At 59.0% G+C, this 18,218-nt stretch carries 17 protein-coding genes; all 17 read right to left on the reverse strand.

The window, feature by feature from the left end; genetic code table 11:
• Positions 1 to 186 precede the first annotated feature (186 nt).
• The 17 genes from BUA15_RS06585 to hisD all read right to left on the reverse strand — a co-directional run bounded on the left by BUA15_RS06585 (position 187) and on the right by hisD (position 18,159).
• The gene (locus BUA15_RS06585; RefSeq protein WP_072715201.1) at positions 187 to 432 is read right to left on the reverse strand and encodes a hypothetical protein; all 246 of its coding nucleotides are present in this window, start codon (positions 430 to 432) and stop codon (positions 187 to 189) included.
• A gap of 138 nt (positions 433 to 570) precedes the next feature.
• Complete coding sequence (gene nadD, locus BUA15_RS06590) at positions 571 to 1,170, reverse strand: nicotinate (nicotinamide) nucleotide adenylyltransferase (protein WP_072715202.1); 600 nt, start codon at positions 1,168 to 1,170, stop codon at positions 571 to 573.
• Between the two features lie 3 nt (positions 1,171 to 1,173).
• Entirely contained in the window at positions 1,174 to 2,016 is an 843-nt protein-coding gene (locus tag BUA15_RS06595) for an outer membrane protein assembly factor BamD (protein WP_072715203.1), read from the reverse strand.
• 58 nt (positions 2,017 to 2,074) lie between these two features.
• Entirely contained in the window at positions 2,075 to 3,499 is a 1,425-nt protein-coding gene (locus tag BUA15_RS06600) for an ABC transporter substrate-binding protein (protein ID WP_072715204.1), read from the reverse strand.
• Positions 3,496 to 5,064 (reverse strand): glutamine-hydrolyzing GMP synthase, encoded by a 1,569-nt coding sequence (gene guaA, locus BUA15_RS06605; protein ID WP_072715205.1) that lies wholly within the window; start codon positions 5,062 to 5,064, stop codon positions 3,496 to 3,498. Before guaA ends, BUA15_RS06600 begins: the two co-directional genes overlap by 4 nt.
• 21 nt (positions 5,065 to 5,085) lie before the next feature.
• Positions 5,086 to 5,469 (reverse strand): glycine cleavage system protein GcvH, encoded by a 384-nt coding sequence (gene gcvH, locus BUA15_RS06610; protein ID WP_072715206.1) that lies wholly within the window; start codon positions 5,467 to 5,469, stop codon positions 5,086 to 5,088.
• Positions 5,470 to 5,513: 44 nt separating this feature from the next.
• Entirely contained in the window at positions 5,514 to 6,872 is a 1,359-nt protein-coding gene (accC, locus tag BUA15_RS06615; protein WP_072715207.1) for an acetyl-CoA carboxylase biotin carboxylase subunit, read from the reverse strand.
• Between the two features lie 7 nt (positions 6,873 to 6,879).
• Positions 6,880 to 7,443, reverse strand: coding sequence for an acetyl-CoA carboxylase biotin carboxyl carrier protein (gene accB / locus BUA15_RS06620; protein WP_072715208.1), 564 nt, complete (start codon positions 7,441 to 7,443; stop codon positions 6,880 to 6,882).
• A gap of 32 nt (positions 7,444 to 7,475) precedes the next feature.
• Complete coding sequence (efp, locus tag BUA15_RS06625) at positions 7,476 to 8,054, reverse strand: elongation factor P (protein ID WP_072715209.1); 579 nt, start codon at positions 8,052 to 8,054, stop codon at positions 7,476 to 7,478.
• Positions 8,055 to 8,227: 173 nt separating this feature from the next.
• Positions 8,228 to 9,028, reverse strand: a complete 801-nt coding sequence (bshB1, locus tag BUA15_RS06630) for a bacillithiol biosynthesis deacetylase BshB1 (protein WP_072715210.1) — start codon at positions 9,026 to 9,028, stop codon at positions 8,228 to 8,230.
• Positions 9,029 to 9,044: 16 nt separating this feature from the next.
• Positions 9,045 to 11,765: a leucine--tRNA ligase gene (gene leuS, locus BUA15_RS06635; protein ID WP_072715211.1), complete on the reverse strand. Its 2,721-nt coding sequence runs from the start codon at positions 11,763 to 11,765 to the stop codon at positions 9,045 to 9,047.
• 143 nt (positions 11,766 to 11,908) lie between these two features.
• Entirely contained in the window at positions 11,909 to 12,517 is a 609-nt protein-coding gene (locus BUA15_RS06640; RefSeq protein WP_084660537.1) for a porin family protein, read from the reverse strand.
• A 90-nt stretch (positions 12,518 to 12,607) separates the two neighbouring features.
• A complete protein-coding gene (locus BUA15_RS06645) occupies positions 12,608 to 13,300 on the reverse strand; it encodes an HD domain-containing protein (RefSeq protein WP_072715213.1) in 693 nt (230 codons plus the stop codon).
• A gap of 2 nt (positions 13,301 to 13,302) precedes the next feature.
• Entirely contained in the window at positions 13,303 to 14,946 is a 1,644-nt protein-coding gene (bshC, locus tag BUA15_RS06650) for a bacillithiol biosynthesis cysteine-adding enzyme BshC (protein WP_072715214.1), read from the reverse strand.
• 95 nt (positions 14,947 to 15,041) lie between these two features.
• Entirely contained in the window at positions 15,042 to 15,632 is a 591-nt protein-coding gene (locus tag BUA15_RS06655) for a bifunctional nuclease family protein (protein WP_072715215.1), read from the reverse strand.
• A 69-nt stretch (positions 15,633 to 15,701) separates the two neighbouring features.
• Positions 15,702 to 16,811: a histidinol-phosphate transaminase gene (hisC, locus tag BUA15_RS06660; protein WP_072715216.1), complete on the reverse strand. Its 1,110-nt coding sequence runs from the start codon at positions 16,809 to 16,811 to the stop codon at positions 15,702 to 15,704.
• A 16-nt stretch (positions 16,812 to 16,827) separates the two neighbouring features.
• Complete coding sequence (gene hisD / locus BUA15_RS06665; RefSeq protein WP_072715460.1) at positions 16,828 to 18,159, reverse strand: histidinol dehydrogenase; 1,332 nt, start codon at positions 18,157 to 18,159, stop codon at positions 16,828 to 16,830.
• Between the last annotated feature and the right edge of the window lie 59 nt (positions 18,160 to 18,218).

The following is an 18,218-nucleotide window of genomic DNA, read 5'->3' on the forward strand; positions in this document are numbered from 1 at the left end:
TCAGACGTAGGAGGGCTTAACCCCTTACGCCTGGTATTCCAGTAATGGATCAGCTCGTCTCAGGAAAAATAGGGGCACAACCTGCTCAATGCAAAACAGCCACCGCTGGTGCGTTCGATTTGCGAAGCTCTCCGGGCTGCCCTCTCCAACAGTCTCCTGACCTTCTGAGAGTCCTTTCAGCACTCTCTACTCCACAGAGCTGCGCCGTCCATTTGAAGGGCTACTTTTTCTCTGTCCTTTGTGCATGCGTAGAAAAGCATTCAGGGCCGCTTCAATCCATCGGCGCGTCTGCTGCTCGGTCAGCTCAATTTGGAGAGAAGCGATTTCAATGTAAAAGCGATCTTCGCCCCGTCGTTCATAGTAGTCAATAAGTCCAAGTTCCAGAGCGCGTCGCAGCAACTGCTCAGTGGAGCCGGAGTAAGCGTTCGGCATACGACGTCCGTGTTCTCGCTGGGATGACCATGCCGAACCCCTCCTTCGTTCAGTTCTGAACGATTCGCGCGCACGCGCCCAATTAATAGCGGCCCCCCTTCGGTCGGTATCGCTTTTGGCGCATCCAGGCGTACGTCTTTAGCGCACCAGGGCGCCATAGAGATGGTTTTCGAGAATGTATTGCCGGACAGCCTCCGGCACGAGATAGCGGATCGAACGCCCCTGGCGACAGCGCTGCCGCACCTCGGTAGCCGAGATCTCCAACAGCGGGGCCTCTACAAAGGTTGTGCGCGCCAGAAAGCGTGGGGCCACAGGATAAGCAGACACGCCAGGCCGACGATAGACAAGGAGAGGCACGCGCTGCACAATTTCTTCCGGGGCCCGCCACGTGTGGAAAGTGCGCAGACTATCCTCTCCTAGGATGAGCAGAAACTCCCAGTCGGGATGTTGCGCTTGCAGCTCGCGGATTGTATCAATGGTGTACGAACGCCCTCCTCGACGAATCTCTACGTCAGAGACCGCAAAGAATGGGTTCCCTTCGATTGCCAACCGGACCATGGCCAACCGATGATGCGGCGCGGCCAGTTCTCGTTCATCTTTGTGCGGTGGACTGTAGCAAGGGATCCAGAGGACCTGGTCCAGGTGGGCCTGTTCGCATACCAGTTCTGCGATGATTAAATGAGCCAGGTGGGGCGGATTGAAGGAGCCACCGAAAAGGCCAACGCGTCGGCGTGCCATGTTTCAGTTCTGGAGCTGCCCGCGAGCAAGTGAGGTGTTGGCTTCCAGCTTTTCTAGCTGCTGCCGCGCCTGTGCGTAAAGTGCTTCTGCCGTTCGGAGCAACGGACTATCCGGGAAGATCTGCAGCATTCGTTCATAAAGTTCGATTACCTTCCGGTAGCGTTCAGGTTGGCGCGCGCGGATGCTCTGCCGGGCGTAGGCTGCGTAAGCGCGCATGGCCCCGAGCAGCGCATCATCCGCCCACGGCGTGTCGGGATACGTGTCGAAAACCGCTTCATAGGTAACGGCTGCAGCCTCGTACAGCTCGCGCCGCTCATAGAGCCGGCCCGCTTCATACTGCTTTCGGGCTAGCTTCGCGCGCAGTTCGCGAATCTTCTGGGTTGCGTCGTCAACCAGTTCGTGGTTGGGGTAGCGATCAATGAAAAGCTGAAAGGCCTCAATGGCTTTGCGCGTATCGGTCTGATCGAGCTCGTAAGGAGGCGATAGCTTGTAATAGCACATGGCCCGTTCGTATTCGGCCTCCGGCACCCGCGGATCGATTTGATAGATCTGGATGAAGCGTTCATACTCGCTGGCGGCCAGCAGATACTCTTTGTTGTGGTAGTAGGCGCGCGCCAGGTAGAACTGGGCATCGGCTGCCCATTCGTGCATACTGCCGTAGGTAAATACAGCTTTGAAGTAGGCAATGGCCCGGTCATACTTACCCTGATTATAGAAGGCCATGGCCCGTTCAAAGGCCTCCTGAGGAGAGCTGTGCTGCAGTCGTCCACTGCCGGCACAGCCGGCCACCAGCAACCCGACAACCAGCAGTCCCCTACCTACAATCTGTTGCGTGCGCTGCCGCATATCTGCTTATTTTAGAAGGCCGCGACTGGTACGAAGCGTCTGGGGCCCTGTTCCAGAGTTATCGCAGCAGTTCGAGACGCCCGTCGCGATAGCGGTGCACATAAAGCGCGCGGTTGACCTGGCCGCCGTCGAAGTGCAGCCGTATGCTCAGCCCCTGATACAGAGGAGCCGATCGAATGCGGTCGGCCAATTTGTTCAGCGCCGACCGATCCGGCAGTTGCTTCAGCAGAAAGCGGGTCACATCATAGCCTGTATAGACCAGTCGATCCGGTGTTTCGGAACGGCCCAGGGAGTGATAGCGGTGCATGAAGACTTTTACGTCGGCTCGACTGGTATCGACGTAGAAATCGTTACTGAACGTTACCCGGTATCGGCTTGCCTGCAGCGCGGCCTGCACGTCGCGCCATACCGCATTGCCCAGAACGCGCGGCGTCAGGCCGGCGCGGTCCAGGCTGCTTAGCGCCGCCCGGGCCAGCATCGGGGCATTGCTGCCGGAGAGAGGCAGATAGAGCGCTTGCACCTGTGCCAGCGTATCGCGTCCAATGTAGCGCGTTAGCTGCGCCCAGGCCTGCGGACTGGGAAGCCGCTTATAGAACAGGACAGCCGCCTTCAGTCGAAGCACTTCCATCTGGAACGCCTCGGCCATGCGCTGTGCGGTTAGATCGTCGGCCTGCGCCACAATGCCGATACTGTCCAGGCGCAGTCCGTAGACGGCCATGCGCGCCATGAGCTGCCCTCGCACCGCCAGCGTCGGATTGGCCTGAAATACGAAGGAGCGTCCGGCCGAAACCGCTTCGTCCGTTGCCAGGGGAGCGACCAGTACAATGCCCTGCTGCTCCGCTACCTCCGCGGCTGCGCGCGCTTGCTCGCTGTAAAGGGGGCCAATGACCAGATCGGCCTGTTGTTCATTAATCAGTTGCTGCAGGGCTTCCTGCACCTGGTCTGGTGTGGTGCCGGCGTCTCGAAACACCATACGCACCGGTGCAGCCAGGCTATCGGCATTGCGCGCCTCAACGGCCAGCCGAATACCGTCGAACAGCGCCTGCGTCAGCGGCGCGTTGTCTGGATCCATGGGCAGCAAAATGCCCAGTGTGATCATACGGGCTTGCTGCTGCCGTCGGTGCAACGCTGCCTCAGCCAGTTGGCGCAACCGACGTGCTTCGCGCTGGTACCGGCTGGTCGGATACCGAACAGCAAACGTTTCAGTCCACGCAATCACATGGTCGTACTCGCCCAGGCGATAGAGCGTCTTGGCGGCCATAATCCAGGCGGCCGTCGTCCGGCGATGGGGCGGGTAGGCATCAATGACGCGTCGAAACTGTCGATAAGCCAGTCCATAATCTCCCCGCTCAAACGCCTGTAATGCCTGAGCAAACTCAGTCTCTGCTGCCTCAATGCGGGGTATGGAGACGGGCTGTGCCAGTCCTTTGCAGGCCCACAGGCCCAGCACCACCAGCAGCATCTGTAGGGCGCGCCGGCTCATTCCCATTCGATGGTTGCCGGAGGTTTCGAGCTGATATCGTAGACCGCCCGGTTGATTCCGCGCACTTCATTGACAATCCGGTTGGACACGTGCGCCAGAAAATCATGGGGAAGCCGGGCCCAGTCGGCCGTCATGCCATCAACGCTTGTAACCGCCCGCAATGCACACACATATTCGTAGGTGCGTTCATCTCCCATGACGCCCACCGTTTGCACAGGCAGTAGCACTGCAAAAGCCTGCCACACCTGGTCGTAGAGGCCGTGCCGTTGCAGCTCTTCGATAAAGATGGCATCAGCTTCTCGCAGCAGATCCAGACGTTCTCTGGTTACAGGCCCAATTACTCGAACGGCCAGCCCTGGCCCCGGGAACGGATGGCGGTGCAGAATAACCTCGGGAACCTGAAGGAGTCGGCCAATGGCCCGCACCTCGTCTTTGAACAGCTCACGGAACGGCTCAATGATTTCAAATTGCAGTTTTTCCGGTAAGCCGCCGACATTGTGGTGGGTTTTAATAGTGGCCGAAGGTCCGCGGAAGGAGACGCTTTCGATCACGTCCGGATAGAGCGTACCCTGCGCCAGAAAGCGCGGTCGACGTCCGAGTTCACGGGTCAGCTCTTCGGTAGCCTGCTCGAACACCTCAATAAAAGTGGCCCCGATAATTTTGCGTTTTTGTTCGGGGTCAACTACATCTCTGAGGCGCGTTAGAAACAACTGGCTGGCATCGATGGCTTTCAGGCGAATGTGAAAATGATCCCGGAAGGTCGTGATCACCTGGGCCGCCTCTCCCTTACGCAGCAGGCCATTATCGACAAAAATGCACGTAAGTTGACCGCCTAACGCCCGGTGCAGCAGTACAGCCGCTACCGATGAATCAACGCCGCCGGAGAGGCCCAGGATCACATGCTCATTTCCCACGCGCGCCCGCACTTCCGCAATTTTCTCTTCAATAAACGAAGCCGGCGTCCAGTCTCCCTTACAGCCGCAGATTTTCAGGGCAAAGTTTTGCAGAATCTGGCGACCGTAGTCGGTATGAACCACCTCCGGATGGAATTGTACGCCATAGAGGGGGCGATCGACTGCTCGTACGGCGGCTATGGGAGCATTTTCAGTATGGGCGATCACTTCAAATCCTTCCGGCAGACGCGTCAGGTGGTCGCCATGACTCATCCAGACGGTGGTGCCAGAAGGCACGCCGGCAAACAGGTCGGAATCGTCGTCTATCTGAAGATGCGCGCGGCCAAATTCTCGACGCTCGGCTCGTTCAACCGCCCCTCCCAGCGTTTGCGCCATAGCCTGCAATCCATAGCAAATGCCCAGAACCGGCAGGGGCGAACCATCATCTCGGCGCAGCGCCAGCATCTCACGGGGCAGTTGCGGAGCGCCCGGATCATAGACCGAACAGGGGCCTCCCGAGAGAATCAACCCTTTTGGACGCAGGGCAGCCACTTCTGCCGGCGACAGGGTGCACGGATAAATCTCCGAGAAGACCCCTGCCTCCCGCACGCGCCGGGCAATTAACTGGGTGTACTGAGAGCCAAAGTCCAGGATAACGATCTTTTCGTGCATGGTTGCCTGCCTACCTTCCTGCTACCCCACCATGGCCGCGTAGTCGTCGGCCGTTAGCAGCGCCTCCACTTCGGAAGGATCCTTCAGCGCGATGCGAATCATCCAGCCGTCTCCATAAGGCGACTGGTTGACCAGCTCTGGCCGATCTTGAAGCGCTTCGTTAACAGCGATGATTGTACCAGAGACCGGCATGTACAGCTCGGAAACAGTCTTGACCGCTTCCACGGTTCCGAACACTTCGTCTTTTGTTAGCTCTGTCCCGACGGGCTGCAGCTCCACGTAGACAATATCGCCCAGTTCTCGTTGGGCGAAGTCGGTAATGCCAACCGTCGCTTCCTTACCATTGGCGTCGAGCCGCAGCCATTCATGCTCTTTCGTGTAGCGCAGGTCGCCGGGGAATTCCATGGTACTTTCCGGTTTGGCTTTTATGCTTTAGGGGCTGTGCTTCATCAGGATGCTGTCGGTTCAGGCTCCAGGCGAAACGATTCCAGAAACCGGGTATCGAACCGTCCTTCCTGAAAATCCGGGTGTTCCAGAAGCTGGCGGTGGAACGGGATCGTTGTGCGCACGCCTTCAATAATGAACTCATCCAGCGCGCGCTGCATGCGACGAATAGCCAACTGGCGCGAGGGAGCCCGCACGATCAGCTTGGCAATCATCGAATCGTAGTGCGGTGGAATCATATAACCAGCATACACATGCGTATCAAGGCGCACGCCAGGTCCACCGGGGGGATGAAATACCGTGATCTTGCCCGGAGACGGACTGAAGTTCCTGAACGGGTCCTCCGCGTTAATTCGGCATTCAATGGCGTGCCCTTCTATCCGGACGGCCTCCTGAGGCGGCAGCGGCTCTCCCATCGCAATGCGCAGTTGCTGCTCTATCAGATCAAACCCTGTCACCTCTTCGGTTACGGGATGCTCGACCTGAATGCGCGTATTCATTTCCATGAAGTAGAAATTGCGGTCGGCATCCACCAGAAACTCAATGGTGCCTGCCCCTTCATAGTTAACCGCCTGCGCACCTCGCACGGCGGCTTCTCCCATGCGCCGCCGCAGCTCTTCATCTACGATGGGAGAGGGGGCCTCTTCCAATAGCTTTTGATGGCGCCGCTGAATCGAACACTCGCGCTCGCCGAGATGAATAACGTTCCCTTTACCGTCGCCCAGCACCTGGATTTCGATGTGACGTGGCTGAACAATAAACTTTTCCAGGTAAACATCAGGCCGACCAAACGCTGCTTCAGCCTCGGTGCGGGCGGCATTAAACTGACGCTCAAAGTCCTCTTCTCGCAACACCACCCGCATGCCGCGCCCGCCCCCACCGGCTGCTGCTTTGATCATAACCGGATAGCCGATTTCAGCGGCGACCCGGAGGCCTTCCCGGACATCTTCAATGACGCCGTCCGATCCGGGCACCACCGGCACTCCGGCCTTGCGCATGGTTTCCTTGGCCAGGCTTTTGTCGCCCATGAGCCGGATGGCTTCGGGCGAGGGGCCAATAAACTTCAGGCCGTTATCGGCGCAAATAGCACTGAAATCGGCGTTTTCAGACAGAAAGCCATAGCCCGGATGAATGGCGTCAGCGCCGGTAACTTCGGCCGCCGCAATGATGCGGTCAATGCGCAGATAGCTTTCCGCAGAAGGCGGCGGTCCAATGCAGACCGCTTCATCTGCAAAGCGCACGGGGAGCGAGTCGCGGTCGGCCGTCGAATAGACCACGACCGTCTTGATACCCAGTTCGCGGCAGGTGCGAATCACCCGCAGCGCAATTTCTCCTCGGTTGGCAATCAGAACCTTGCGGATCACGGCTGGCTCAGTCGAGGGCAATGACAAAGAGGGGCTGGTCGTACTCAACCGGCTGTGCGTTTTCGACCAGGATCTCTTTAACGACGCCGGCTACTTCGCTTTCGATCTCATTCATCAACTTCATGGCCTCGATAATGCAAAGCACATCTCCCGGTTTTACCCGATCCCCGACTTCGACAAAGGGATCCGCATCAGGAGCCGGCGCGCGGTAGAAGGTGCCCACAATGGGCGCCCGCACGACATGTGTTTTTTCTTTTTCCTGCACGGCGGCCGGTGCTCCATCGGCGCGTTGATCCGCTGCGGCCGTCGGCACCTCAGACGTTGCGCCCGGACTGGATCCTGCACCGGCCGGTGCGGCCGCGGGCTGAGCGGCTGGCACCGGCGTTGGGGCCGGCATCATTTGCGGTGCCCCGTAGGGCAGGGCGTAGGCCGGCATCGACGCCGGCTGCATAAAAATCGTGGGAGTACTTTTGCGAACGACCAGCTTGAAATCCTCTTCCTCAATCTCTACCTCGGCCACGTCACTTTCTGCAACAATCTTCAGCAGCTCGCGAATGCGTTCCAGATCCATGGTAGGGCTGGGATAGTTCTCGGGGGGAAGCGTTATCCGGTCTCGGCGGTGGCCACGCGCGTGATGTACTCACCGGTTTCGGTATTCACGCGCACAACGTCGCCTTCGTTGATGAAGAGCGGCACTTGAATGACGGCACCGCTTTCCAGCTTAGCCGGCTTGGATCCGCCGGTAGCCGTGTCGCCTCGAAGACCGGGATCGGTCTCGGCCACGCGCAGTTCTACATGCTTGGGGACTTCGACCGTAACGGGCGTTTCTGTTTCCGCGTGCACCAGCACATCGGCCTCAGCCCCTTCTTTCAGAAACTCCCGGCGCGGGACCAACTCAGGGGAGACCGTAATCTGTTCGTAGGTTTCCAGATTCATGAAGTGAAGGCCCAGTTCATCCTCATAGAGGAACTGGTGCGGGCGCCGTTCGATGCGAGCCGTTTCAACGCGCTCACCTGCCCGGAACGTATTGTCCACCACCTGACCGGTACGCACGTTCTTCAGCTTCGTGCGCACAAACGCTCCACCCTTGCCGGGTTTGACATGCAAAAATTCTACAATTTGCCACAGATCGCCCTTCCAGACGATCACCAGTCCATTTCGGAAATCGCTCGTATCGGCCATCGGTGTAGCAGGTTTCAGTTACCCATCTGCAAGACGTCACCTGGCGAAATCAATATAGGCAGCCGGTTACACTGGTGTCAATCAAGCTACCAGCCACCGCGGAGCAAACCGTTAAGGCAGGACTTCGTCTCCCGAATCATGGATATTTCACGCAAACTATCGCCTTTTCCTGCTCACCGGTATGGTTTCTCATGGCGGAGCACTGCCATCAAATCTTTGACCCCTACCGGACCATGTCGATACAGGAACGGCTCACCGTACGTAGCACCGACCTGGTAGCCATAAGTACGGGCGCGCGCTTCAATCCACTGGAAGAAAGCAGGATTGGACACGAACGTTTCTGGCTCGTCTTCCGCAGGTTCATATTCGGGATGATAAAACTGGGAGCGAAACGCGCGGAGCGCCTCGATGCGTTGGGACCACACCTCGGTTACGTCTACTACAAACGTAGGTTCAAAAGGCACCGCTTGCATGTAGTGGAGCACGTGGTGCGGGCGCCAGGGTTCTTGAGGCGTTCCGTCGGGCTCAAAGGTTTCGATGCGGCGCAGCCCTGCCAGAAATAAGGCAGACGCAGCCAGCCGGGCCGCCGCCCCATGATCGGGATGGCGACATTCCGGCGCGTTGAGCAACACGAGGTGGGGCCGGTAGCGTCGAATCACCTGTACAACGGCCAGTCGCTGCATCCAGGTATCTTCCAGACGTCCATCAGGCAGGCCTAAGTTTTCGCGCACGGACAGGCCGATAATGCGCCCCGCCTCTGCAGCTTCCTTCAGCCGGCCTTCTGGCGTGCCGCGCGACCCCAACTCACCGCGCGTGAAATCCACAATACCTACCCGGTAGCCCTGACGGGCCAGCAAACACATAGTGCCGCCTGCGCACAGCTCTACGTCGTCGGGATGAGCGGCCAGTGCCAGCACATCGAGCGGCCGACCGGGCTCCGCGTCCTCGATAAGCACTACTCGTCGCTCTTCCATGGGCGTCTCAGGCCGGTTAGCCCACAACAAAGTTGATAATACGCCCCGGCACGTAGATGGCCCGCCGAATGGTCTTTCCGTCAAGGTGGCGGGCAACGTTTGCATGCTGGCGAGCGATGGCCAGAGCGGTCTCCTTATCAGCTTCCGCGGGAATTCGAACCGTTGCCCGCACCTTGCCATTCACCTGCACGGCAATCTCTATCTCCTCCACTTTCAGATACGCCTCGTTTACTTCTGGCCATGGCTCATAGGCCAGCGACTGCGTATGGCCCAGCCGCTCCCAGAGCTCTTCTGCAATGTGCGGAGCAAACGGGCTGAGCATTAGCACGAAGGGTTCAGCCACAGCGCGCGGAAACGTATCCCAGCGGTTGGCTTCGTTGACAAATTCCATCATGGCCGCGATGGCCGTGTTGAAGCGCATCGCCTCAATATCGTCAGTCACCTTGCGAAGGGTCTGATGAAGTGCGCGAAGCTGCTCGCGCGTGGGTTCGGCTTCAACCACGCGCAGCGAACCATCCGTCTCGTTCACATACAGGCGCCAGACCCGGTTCAGGAACCGGTGAACCCCTTCTACCCCCCGCGTACTCCACGGTTTGACCTGTTCTAACGGCCCCATGAACATCTCATAGAGTCGAAGGGAATCCGCGCCGTACCGTTCAATCACCTCGTCGGGGTTGACCACATTGCCCCGACTCTTGCTCATCTTGTAGGCCCGAGCCTCCAGGCGAACTTCAGGATGCGTCTTGAGCACGAAAAATTCACCCTGCTTTTCAACTTCATCCTCTTTTAGCCGGACAGCTTCCAGCTTCGCACCGGTGCGTACGTCTACGCCATCCTCCACATGCTCGGCTGATACCCAGCGCCCCTGGGCGTCCCGGAAGGCCGTGTATTCCATCTCGCCCAGGATGAGCCCCTGATTGACCAGCTTCATAAAGGGCTCGGGGGTGGAAACCAATCCCAGGTCGTACAGCACTTTGTGCCAGAAACGCGCATAGAGCAGATGCAACACGGCATGCTCGGCCCCGCCCACATAAAGATCGACGGGCATCCAGTAGCGTTCTTTTTCCGGATCCACAAAGCGCTCGTCGTTGTGCGGATCAATATAGCGCAGGTAGTACCAGCAGGAGCCTGCCCACTGGGGCATGGTATTCGTCTCTCGATGGAACCGCTTGATTTCCACACCGGGCGGAGGCTCCACCCCGGGCTTAAGGAGCCGCACGGTTCCTTCAGGCGTTACCCAGCCCTGGACGCGCACCCAGTCGACAGCGCGGGCCAGGGGCGGCTGGGGTTCTGCTTCCGGATCTGGTGCTGGCTGTGGCCGGAAGTCCTCCAGATCCGGCAGTTCAACGGGCAACTCGGACTCGTCCAGGGGATAGGTACGACCCGTTCGACGGCCTTCTTCATCTACTTCGTGCACGATCGGGAAGGGTTCACCCCAGTAGCGTTGGCGGCTGAAGAGCCAGTCGCGCAGCCGGTACTGCACGGAGCGCTTCCCCCACCCTTTACGTTCTAACCATTCAACGATGACGCGCTTGGCTGCTTCATTGTCAAGTCCGTTGAGCGATACCTCCTCATTAGCGGAGTTGACGTGGGGACCATCACCTTCAAATGCCCCTTCTTCCAGGTTGCCCCCCTGCACAACCTCCACGATAGGCAACTTGTACTTGCGGGCGAACTCCCAGTCGCGCTGGTCATGGCCAGGCACGGCCATAATAGCGCCGGTGCCATAATGCCCCAGTACGTAATCGGCAATCCAGATCGGAATTCGCTGCCCTGTGGCGGGATTGATGGCATACCCTCCGGTGAACACCCCAGTTTTTTCGCGGGCCAGCTCTGTGCGTTCCAGATCCGACTTCTGCTGCGCTTGCTGCCGGTAAGCTTCCACTTCGGCCCGATGCGCCTCCGTTGTTATCTGATCCACCAGCGGATGCTCAGGGGCCAGCACCATGTAGGTAGCCCCAAAGAGCGTATCGGGCCGCGTGGTAAAGACGCGAATGCGGGCCTCCAGCCCTACCACCGGAAACTCAATCTCCGCTCCTTCCGACCGCCCGATCCAGTTGCGCTGCATTTCTTTAATGCTCTCGGGCCAGTCGAGCAGCTTCAGATCTTCCAGGAGCCGATCTGCATAGGCGGTGATGCGCAGCATCCACTGGCGCATGGGCCGGCGATATACAGGATGCCCCCCTCGCTCCGATCTGCCATCGATCACCTCTTCATTGGCCAGCACCGTGCCAAGCGCCGGGCACCAGTTGACCGGTACCTCTGCCTCGTAGGCCAGCCCCTTTTTGTAAAGCTGCAGAAAAATCCACTGGGTCCACTTGTAATAGCGAGGATCGGTCGTATTGATTTCGCGATCCCAATCGTACGAAAAACCCAGGCTTTTAAGCTGGGCGCGAAAGCGCGCGATGTTGCGTTCGGTCGTTATGCGCGGATGCGTATTGGTTTCAATCGCGTACTGCTCGGCCGGCAACCCGAAGGCATCCCATCCCATCGGGTGAAGCACGTTGTAGCCTTTCATGCGCCGGTAGCGGGCCATGATATCGGTGGCCGTGTAGCCTTCGGGATGCCCTACGTGCAATCCTGCCCCACTGGGGTAGGGAAACATGTCGAGCACGTAGTACTTAGGCTTGCTCGGATCAAAGCCAGGTTCACCCGGTCCCGGCGTCCGAAATGTCTTGTGCTCGTCCCAGTAGCGCTGCCACTTCTTTTCTATGGCGCGAAAAGGGTATCCGGCCATGGCCTATGCTCACTTGCGCTTTTTGAAGTAGGGGCAATAATACGCCATGAATCGAGAGATTGTTTGTAAGGAAAACGCACAAAAAAGGCCCCGTCCGGGGCCTTCTGCGTGATTGTCTGCGCTATGATGCACCGCGCTGTCTTTTACCGGAAGGCTACGCCCAGCGTCAGGGAAAAGCTCCGGTTCTTTACATCATCAGCCCGTGGACCGCTGTGGTCAATCTTTGTAAGTCCCAGATAGTAACGTCCGGCGATAAACACTTCCTGCATGAGCCCGCGCTGCACCGGAAGCCCTACCTCCAGACCACCTACGCCACCCACATCAAACGCCTGAAAGAACATGTCGGCATCTTCCCCTTCCACTTCGGTGTTGAGGCGCACCGAAAACTGCGGTCCCAGAAGCAGGCGAACCCGACCGGTTCCAGGAGCCACCTGCAGCAGGAGGGGCAGGCTGGTATAGGTAATGCGGACGCTGGCTCCATCGGGAGCGAACGGGGCACCGGCTAATTGCTTACCACCTTTCATTTCATACCAGAACTCAGGCCGAATCGCCAGCCAGTTCGCCAGCGGGTAGCTCAGAAACACACCGGCCGAAAAACCTGCTCGATAAGCAGCACGGCCCAGGTCTTTCCCGGAAAAGGTGGCCTGCACCCACCCGGCTGCGAATCCAACGGTCGGCGCAGGCTGCGCGTAAAGGGAGGGGATCCCAACGAAGGCCATCCACAGGCTCAGCATCCATAGACGGTTCCGCATGGCTGCACCAGGGTTGGTGAAGCACTGAATAATCGCCGGATTGATCGACCAAGCGATTGGAAGCGTTTCCGAGAGGTTTTAACGGAATTGTTAAAATGCAGCGCGTGCCGCCATCCACTGCGCAAAGCGGGCAATTTCTTGCGCCAAACGTTGCTTCAGCGGAACCAGGCGCGGTTCGTCATGCTGCTGAGCCAGCTCAAGCAGGGCCTGGTGGAAGCGCAGTTGGGCTTCCGGTCCGGCGCTGAGTGCACGCCGGCCGGGTCCTTCGGTGAACACGTCCATGCCGGCCTGCAGGCTCTGGTTGATAGTCCACAGGTTATGTAGTTTATCGGCCAGACTGATAGCGACAGCGGCCGGCGTTGCCGTTCGCAGGTGGGCCAGATAGTCAGCCTTGCGGGCTTCCCAGCTTCGCAAGCGGCCCTGGGCATCAAACTTTTGCTCGGTCACATCACGCACCAGGCGCGCTACGGCCTCCCCCATACGCTCCCGCAGCACGTCATAGCGGAGTTGCTGGCCATATCGGTTTGCGTCTTCCAGGGCATCGTGCAGGAAGGCAGCAGCTACCGTTACATCGTCCCATCCTGCCCGGTCCACCAGCAGCGCAACGGCAGTCAGATGCGCCATAACCGGCACGGGTACCAGATCCTCTGGGTCAGGTGCAGGCATAAGCGGTGGCCGCCACTGGCTTTTTCGGTAGGTGCCATCATGCCAGCGTGCGGCCAATTCAATAGCCTGCTCTACCAGGGGGCTGAACAATACGCGGTCGACGCTTTTGTCTGCCATGCCTACAGATAGACCACCTGCAAGGCCGAAGTATCCAGCGAAAGTACCTGGAGCAAACGCGGTACCAGTGCGGGTCCGTATTTGTTTAAAAAGTACACAGGGGCAAGCACGCGCTCCTGGAGCATTCCATTAGGAAAGAGGCTGTTTCGCGCGCGTTCCAGTTGATTCCGAAGCGTCGCTTCTCGGCGTTTTTCTGCCTTTAGCACGCGCGCCCAGAATCGATCCAATTCATGCTCCAGGCCTGTTGTCCAGGCTTCCGTGGCCGGTCCAAGTGATGGATCTACCCGCTCAACAAGTGGCCGAAGGCGCGCGCCCATTGCTCGAAGCTGTTGCCGGGCTTCCTTAAAGGCTGCTTCCAGCTCCCCATCAAGCTGAGCCCGCACCAACTGGTGAAAGAGCCGGTCCGGATCCTCCTGCAGAGCTTCCGGGCGCATGTGGTAGCGCTGGAGCCATCGGGCAATGCGGGGTTCTACTAGCAACAGCAGGGCGCGTGGATACACAAGCGGCATTGGCAATCCAGCCCACTCGTACAGCGGTTTGAGCTGGGCCCAGTACGCGATTTCGGCCGGACCTGCCACGTAAGCGAGCGTGGGTAACAGCCAGTCCTGGTAAAGCGGACGCAACAATACCCCCGGACTGAAACGCTCCGGCGCTCTGGCAAGCAGTTGCAGGGCCTCGGTGCGGGAAAGGCCCCGTCCTTCTCCGCGCAGCCGGAACCCGTCGGGTGTAGCGTCAAGTGGGATGCGGCGATGATCGTCTAGAAGAAACAACTGAACAGGTCGCGCCTGCACCTGCACGTGATAGGAAGCGGCCAGCTTCTGGCTTACCGATTCAAGCTGCGCATAGGCGCTTTCCCAGTCGGTCAGCTCCTTTTCGAAGAGTGGTTGTGCCAATGCCTTCAGGCGGGGATCGTCCGGGTCAATAAACACCAGCCCGAGGTCTTGCGGTACCCATTGTTTCAACAGGCGCGCAAAAGCATCGAGCAAAGAAACGCCTGGCCGGTAGGTTTCGCGAAGCAGTTGCAGAAGGGGCGCCTGATAGGTAGTAGGCGGCAATAGCTCAGCCAGTGTGTCCAGCAGCGTTTGGATTGTCTCAGGTAGTAAAAGACGGCCTACAGGTCCTGCATAGGATGCATCCGGCCGCTCCAGCCGAAGCGTGACGGGCTCGCTCCCCTTGAGCACCGTGAGAGCTGCCACTTCTTCATAGTCATGATCTTCTCCGGCCAACCAGAAGACAGGTACCACAGGACGCCCCAGCTCACTGGTCAGCCTGCGGGCCAGCTTTCCCAGCGTCAATGCTTTGTACAGCGTAAAGAGCGGTCCTCCCAGCAGACCTACTTGCTGCCCGGCAACGACCGCTACACTGTTCGGCTCACGTAATGCGTCAATGTGCTGCTGCGTGGCCTCGTCCAGTCCCCACCGGGCATTCTGCTCCTGTAATACCTGTACCAGGGTGCTTCTATCCCGCGGATGGTTTGCAACGCGCTCTGCTAGCTGGCGGTGCCTTGCAGGATCGCGGTAGTCGCCGCTATAAAACGTCGCCAGCGATTCGTATTCTGTAGCATACGTGATGAACAGTGACGTAAGGCTTCGGAGAGCCTTTAGAGGGACCCGCTCGCTTTGCAAAGCTTGAAGATTGGTCTCCATAGGTAGTGGTTCTCTGTCAAAGAAAAAAGCGAAGCTTTACGGCAGCCGACCGGAAAGCTTCGCTCCTGTGCACCCCCTAAACACGTGCGGGCGTATCAGTTCTGCCCCTGTTCTTTTTTCAGGCGGGCGATCTCGTCGCGCAACTGGGCAGCGCGTTCGTAATCCTCCTCCTCAATAGCCTTTTCCAGCATGCGTTGCAGGCGTTCCAGGCGTGACATCGAGGCTTCCTGCGGTTCTTCTTCCACCGACTCACTGCTTAACGGGAAGCCCGTTCCTTCTTCGGTAGGAATGCCCGCTTCCTCCATGACAGCCGGTGCCACGAAGATGGGCGCATCTACCCGCACGGCCAGTGCCACCGCATCGCTCGGGCGCGCATCCAGTTGCCGCTCCCGACCGTTATGCACGAAGCGAATCTTGGCGTAGAACGTCCCATCACGCAGCTCATCAATCACCACACTGAGCACTTCGGCGCCAACGGCCTCAAACAGGTCGCGCAACAGGTCGTGCGTCATGGGACGCGGTGGCTGAATCTTTTCAAGTTCCAGCGCGATGGCCTGGGCCTCGAAGGCACCGATGATGATGGGCAGCCGGCGATTGCCTTCGATTTCGCCTAAGACCAGCGCATACGCGCCTCCACTCGTAGGACTGGTTGAGAGCCCGACAATATCAACCTGGATCAATTCCATCGCGCACGCGCAAACGGTTAGGTGTCGAACAACCTGCTTCCCAAGGGCCTCCGGCTGCGCGACCTGCACCTACGGGGTCTCGTCACCGGCAAGCGCCTTCTTCAACGCGACCACAAAAGCCCGGTTCTCCTCTGCCCGTCCTGCGTTTACCCGCACATACCCGCGCAGCTCGGGGTAGCCGCTCATGTTACGAATCAAGATTCCTTTTTTCGCCAGACGAGCAAGGAGCACATCGGGTTCCAACGGCGTCCGAAAGATTACAAAGTTCGCCTGTGATGGTCTGGGCTCGACGTCTGGCAGCGCGGCCAGTTCCCGATAGAGCCATTGCACGCCTGCTTTAATTTCAGCAATGCGCGCTTGCACCAGTTCAGGATGGCGGAGCAGGGTCAATGCTACCGTTTCAGCGAGTCTATCTACCATGAAAGGAATACGGGCTTTATAGAGCTCCTGCACAACAGCCGGATGGCCGACCAGATAGCCCAACCGTAGTCCAGCCAGCCCAAATGCTTTAGAAAAAGTGCGCAGCAGCAGAACCCTCGGGTAGCGATCCAGCAAAGGGCGGGCGCCTACGCCGTCGGCAAATTCCACATAAGCTTCATCGATCAGCACCAGTCCCGGCGCGGCCGCTACCACCGCCTCTATGTCCCGGGGATCCATAGCAAGTCCGGTTGGATTATTGGGCGAGGTCAGGATGACCAGAGCCGGTCGGTGTTGCGCAATAGCCTGCAGCAGTCCGGCAACGTCAAACTGCAGGTCCGGGCCCGGCGCCACTGCGTGAATGCGTCCGCCGTGCAGCCGCACTATCATTTCATAGAGTGAAAACATAGGCCGGGGCATTACCACCGGCGTTCCGTCGTCAATGACGGCAAGCCCCACCGTAAAGGCCAGCTCGTTTGAGCCATTGCCTACGATAATGCCTTCCGGAGGCCAATCTATGTACTCGGCAAGCGCTCGGCGGAGGCGTTCTGGGTGCTCCGCGGGGTACCGGTTGAACGGCAACGCAAAGAACGCTTCCAGTAGCTCCCGTTTGAGCGGCTCCGGCAAATCCCAGGGGCTTTCGTTCTGATTCAGTTTGATGGGGGCCTCAGGCGGCGTACCGACCACGTACGGTTTACCCTGGCGCACAGCCGGTCGGATAGCGGCCAGGGCCTGTTCCAGAGCGTCAGCTACCGAAATCATCCACAGCCTTTCGGTTTTACTCAGAGGAACGCACCATGGAACCTAGTTCTTGTTCCACCAGACGCGCCAGTCGAACGGCTACAGCCTGGGCATGAGCGGGCAGTTCTTCGGCCTCGGCAAAGCGCATGATGCGTGGGCCGGTCTGCTGCAGCCGCTCTGCCGTATAGGCAATGATCGACTGGCTGCGCACGAAGTCGTCAACGCTCAGCGCTGAAGCGTAGCGGGCCGTGCCTCCAGTAGGCAACACGTGATTGGGGCCCGCAAAGTAGTCGCCTACCGGTTCGGTGGAGAAAGGCCCCAGGAAAATAGCGCCAGCATGGCGAATGTGCGGCAGCGCTGCCCAGGGATCACGCACCATCAGTTCCAGATGCTCCGGGGCCAGCTCGTTCACCACGGCATATGCTTCGCGCATTGAGGGCGTTACGATGCAGGCGCCATAGCGCGCCAGCGAGGCCTCCAGGATGGCTCGGCGAGGGGCCGTGGCCACCATGCGCTGCACCTGTGCGCGAACCGCTTCGGCCAGGAGCGTATGAGGCGTAACCAGTACAGCCGAGGCCCGCTCATCATGCTCGGCCTGCGAAAGCAGATCAGCGGCGACAAACTCCGGATCAGCCGTATCATCTGCCAGCACAACAATCTCACTGGGACCGGCCACGGCATCAATGTCTACGCGGCCGAAAACCATTTTTTTGGCCAATGCGACGTATACATTTCCCGGTCCAACGATTTTATCGACCGACGGGATTGTCTCAGTCCCGAAAGCCAGGGCTGCAATCGCCTGGGCTCCTCCCACGGCATATACGTGACGAATGCCCAGGAAATAGGCCGTAGCGAGCACAAGGGGATGGGGGCGTCCGGAAGGGCCTGGCGGCGACACCAGGTGGAGCTCAGGCACGCCGGCTACCTGCGCCGGAATGGCATTCATCAACAAGCTGGACGGGTAGCAGGCGCGCCCACCGGGCACATAGAGTCCTACCCGCTCCAGCGGCACGATGCGCTGCCCCAGCACCACCCCGTCCTCCTCTTCGACAAACCACGAGGTGCGGCGTTGCCGTTCATGGAAACGGCGAATGTTATCGGCGGCCTCGGCCATGATAGCTTTGAGGTCCGCATCCATGGCTGCAAAGGCGGCTGCCAGCTCCTCCTCCGACACTCGCAGTGCCGCAGGCCGCACGCCATCAAACTGCTCTGTCAGCTCCAGCAGCGCAGCATCGCCCCGTTGCTGCACCTGGTGCAGGATTTCCTGCACTGCTGACTCAATTTCCGGATCGAACAGACTACCACGTCTCCAGAGCGCAGCAAGACGCTCCTCCCGCTTTTCATAAGAAACAATGGGAAGCAGCTCCATAGCCTCCAGCAACTTGCTACAAAACAAAAAGCCGGCAATGCCGGCTTTTTGTCTATGAT

The organism is Rhodothermus profundi (assembly GCF_900142415.1).
GTDB lineage: Bacteria > Bacteroidota > Rhodothermia > Rhodothermales > Rhodothermaceae > Rhodothermus > Rhodothermus profundi.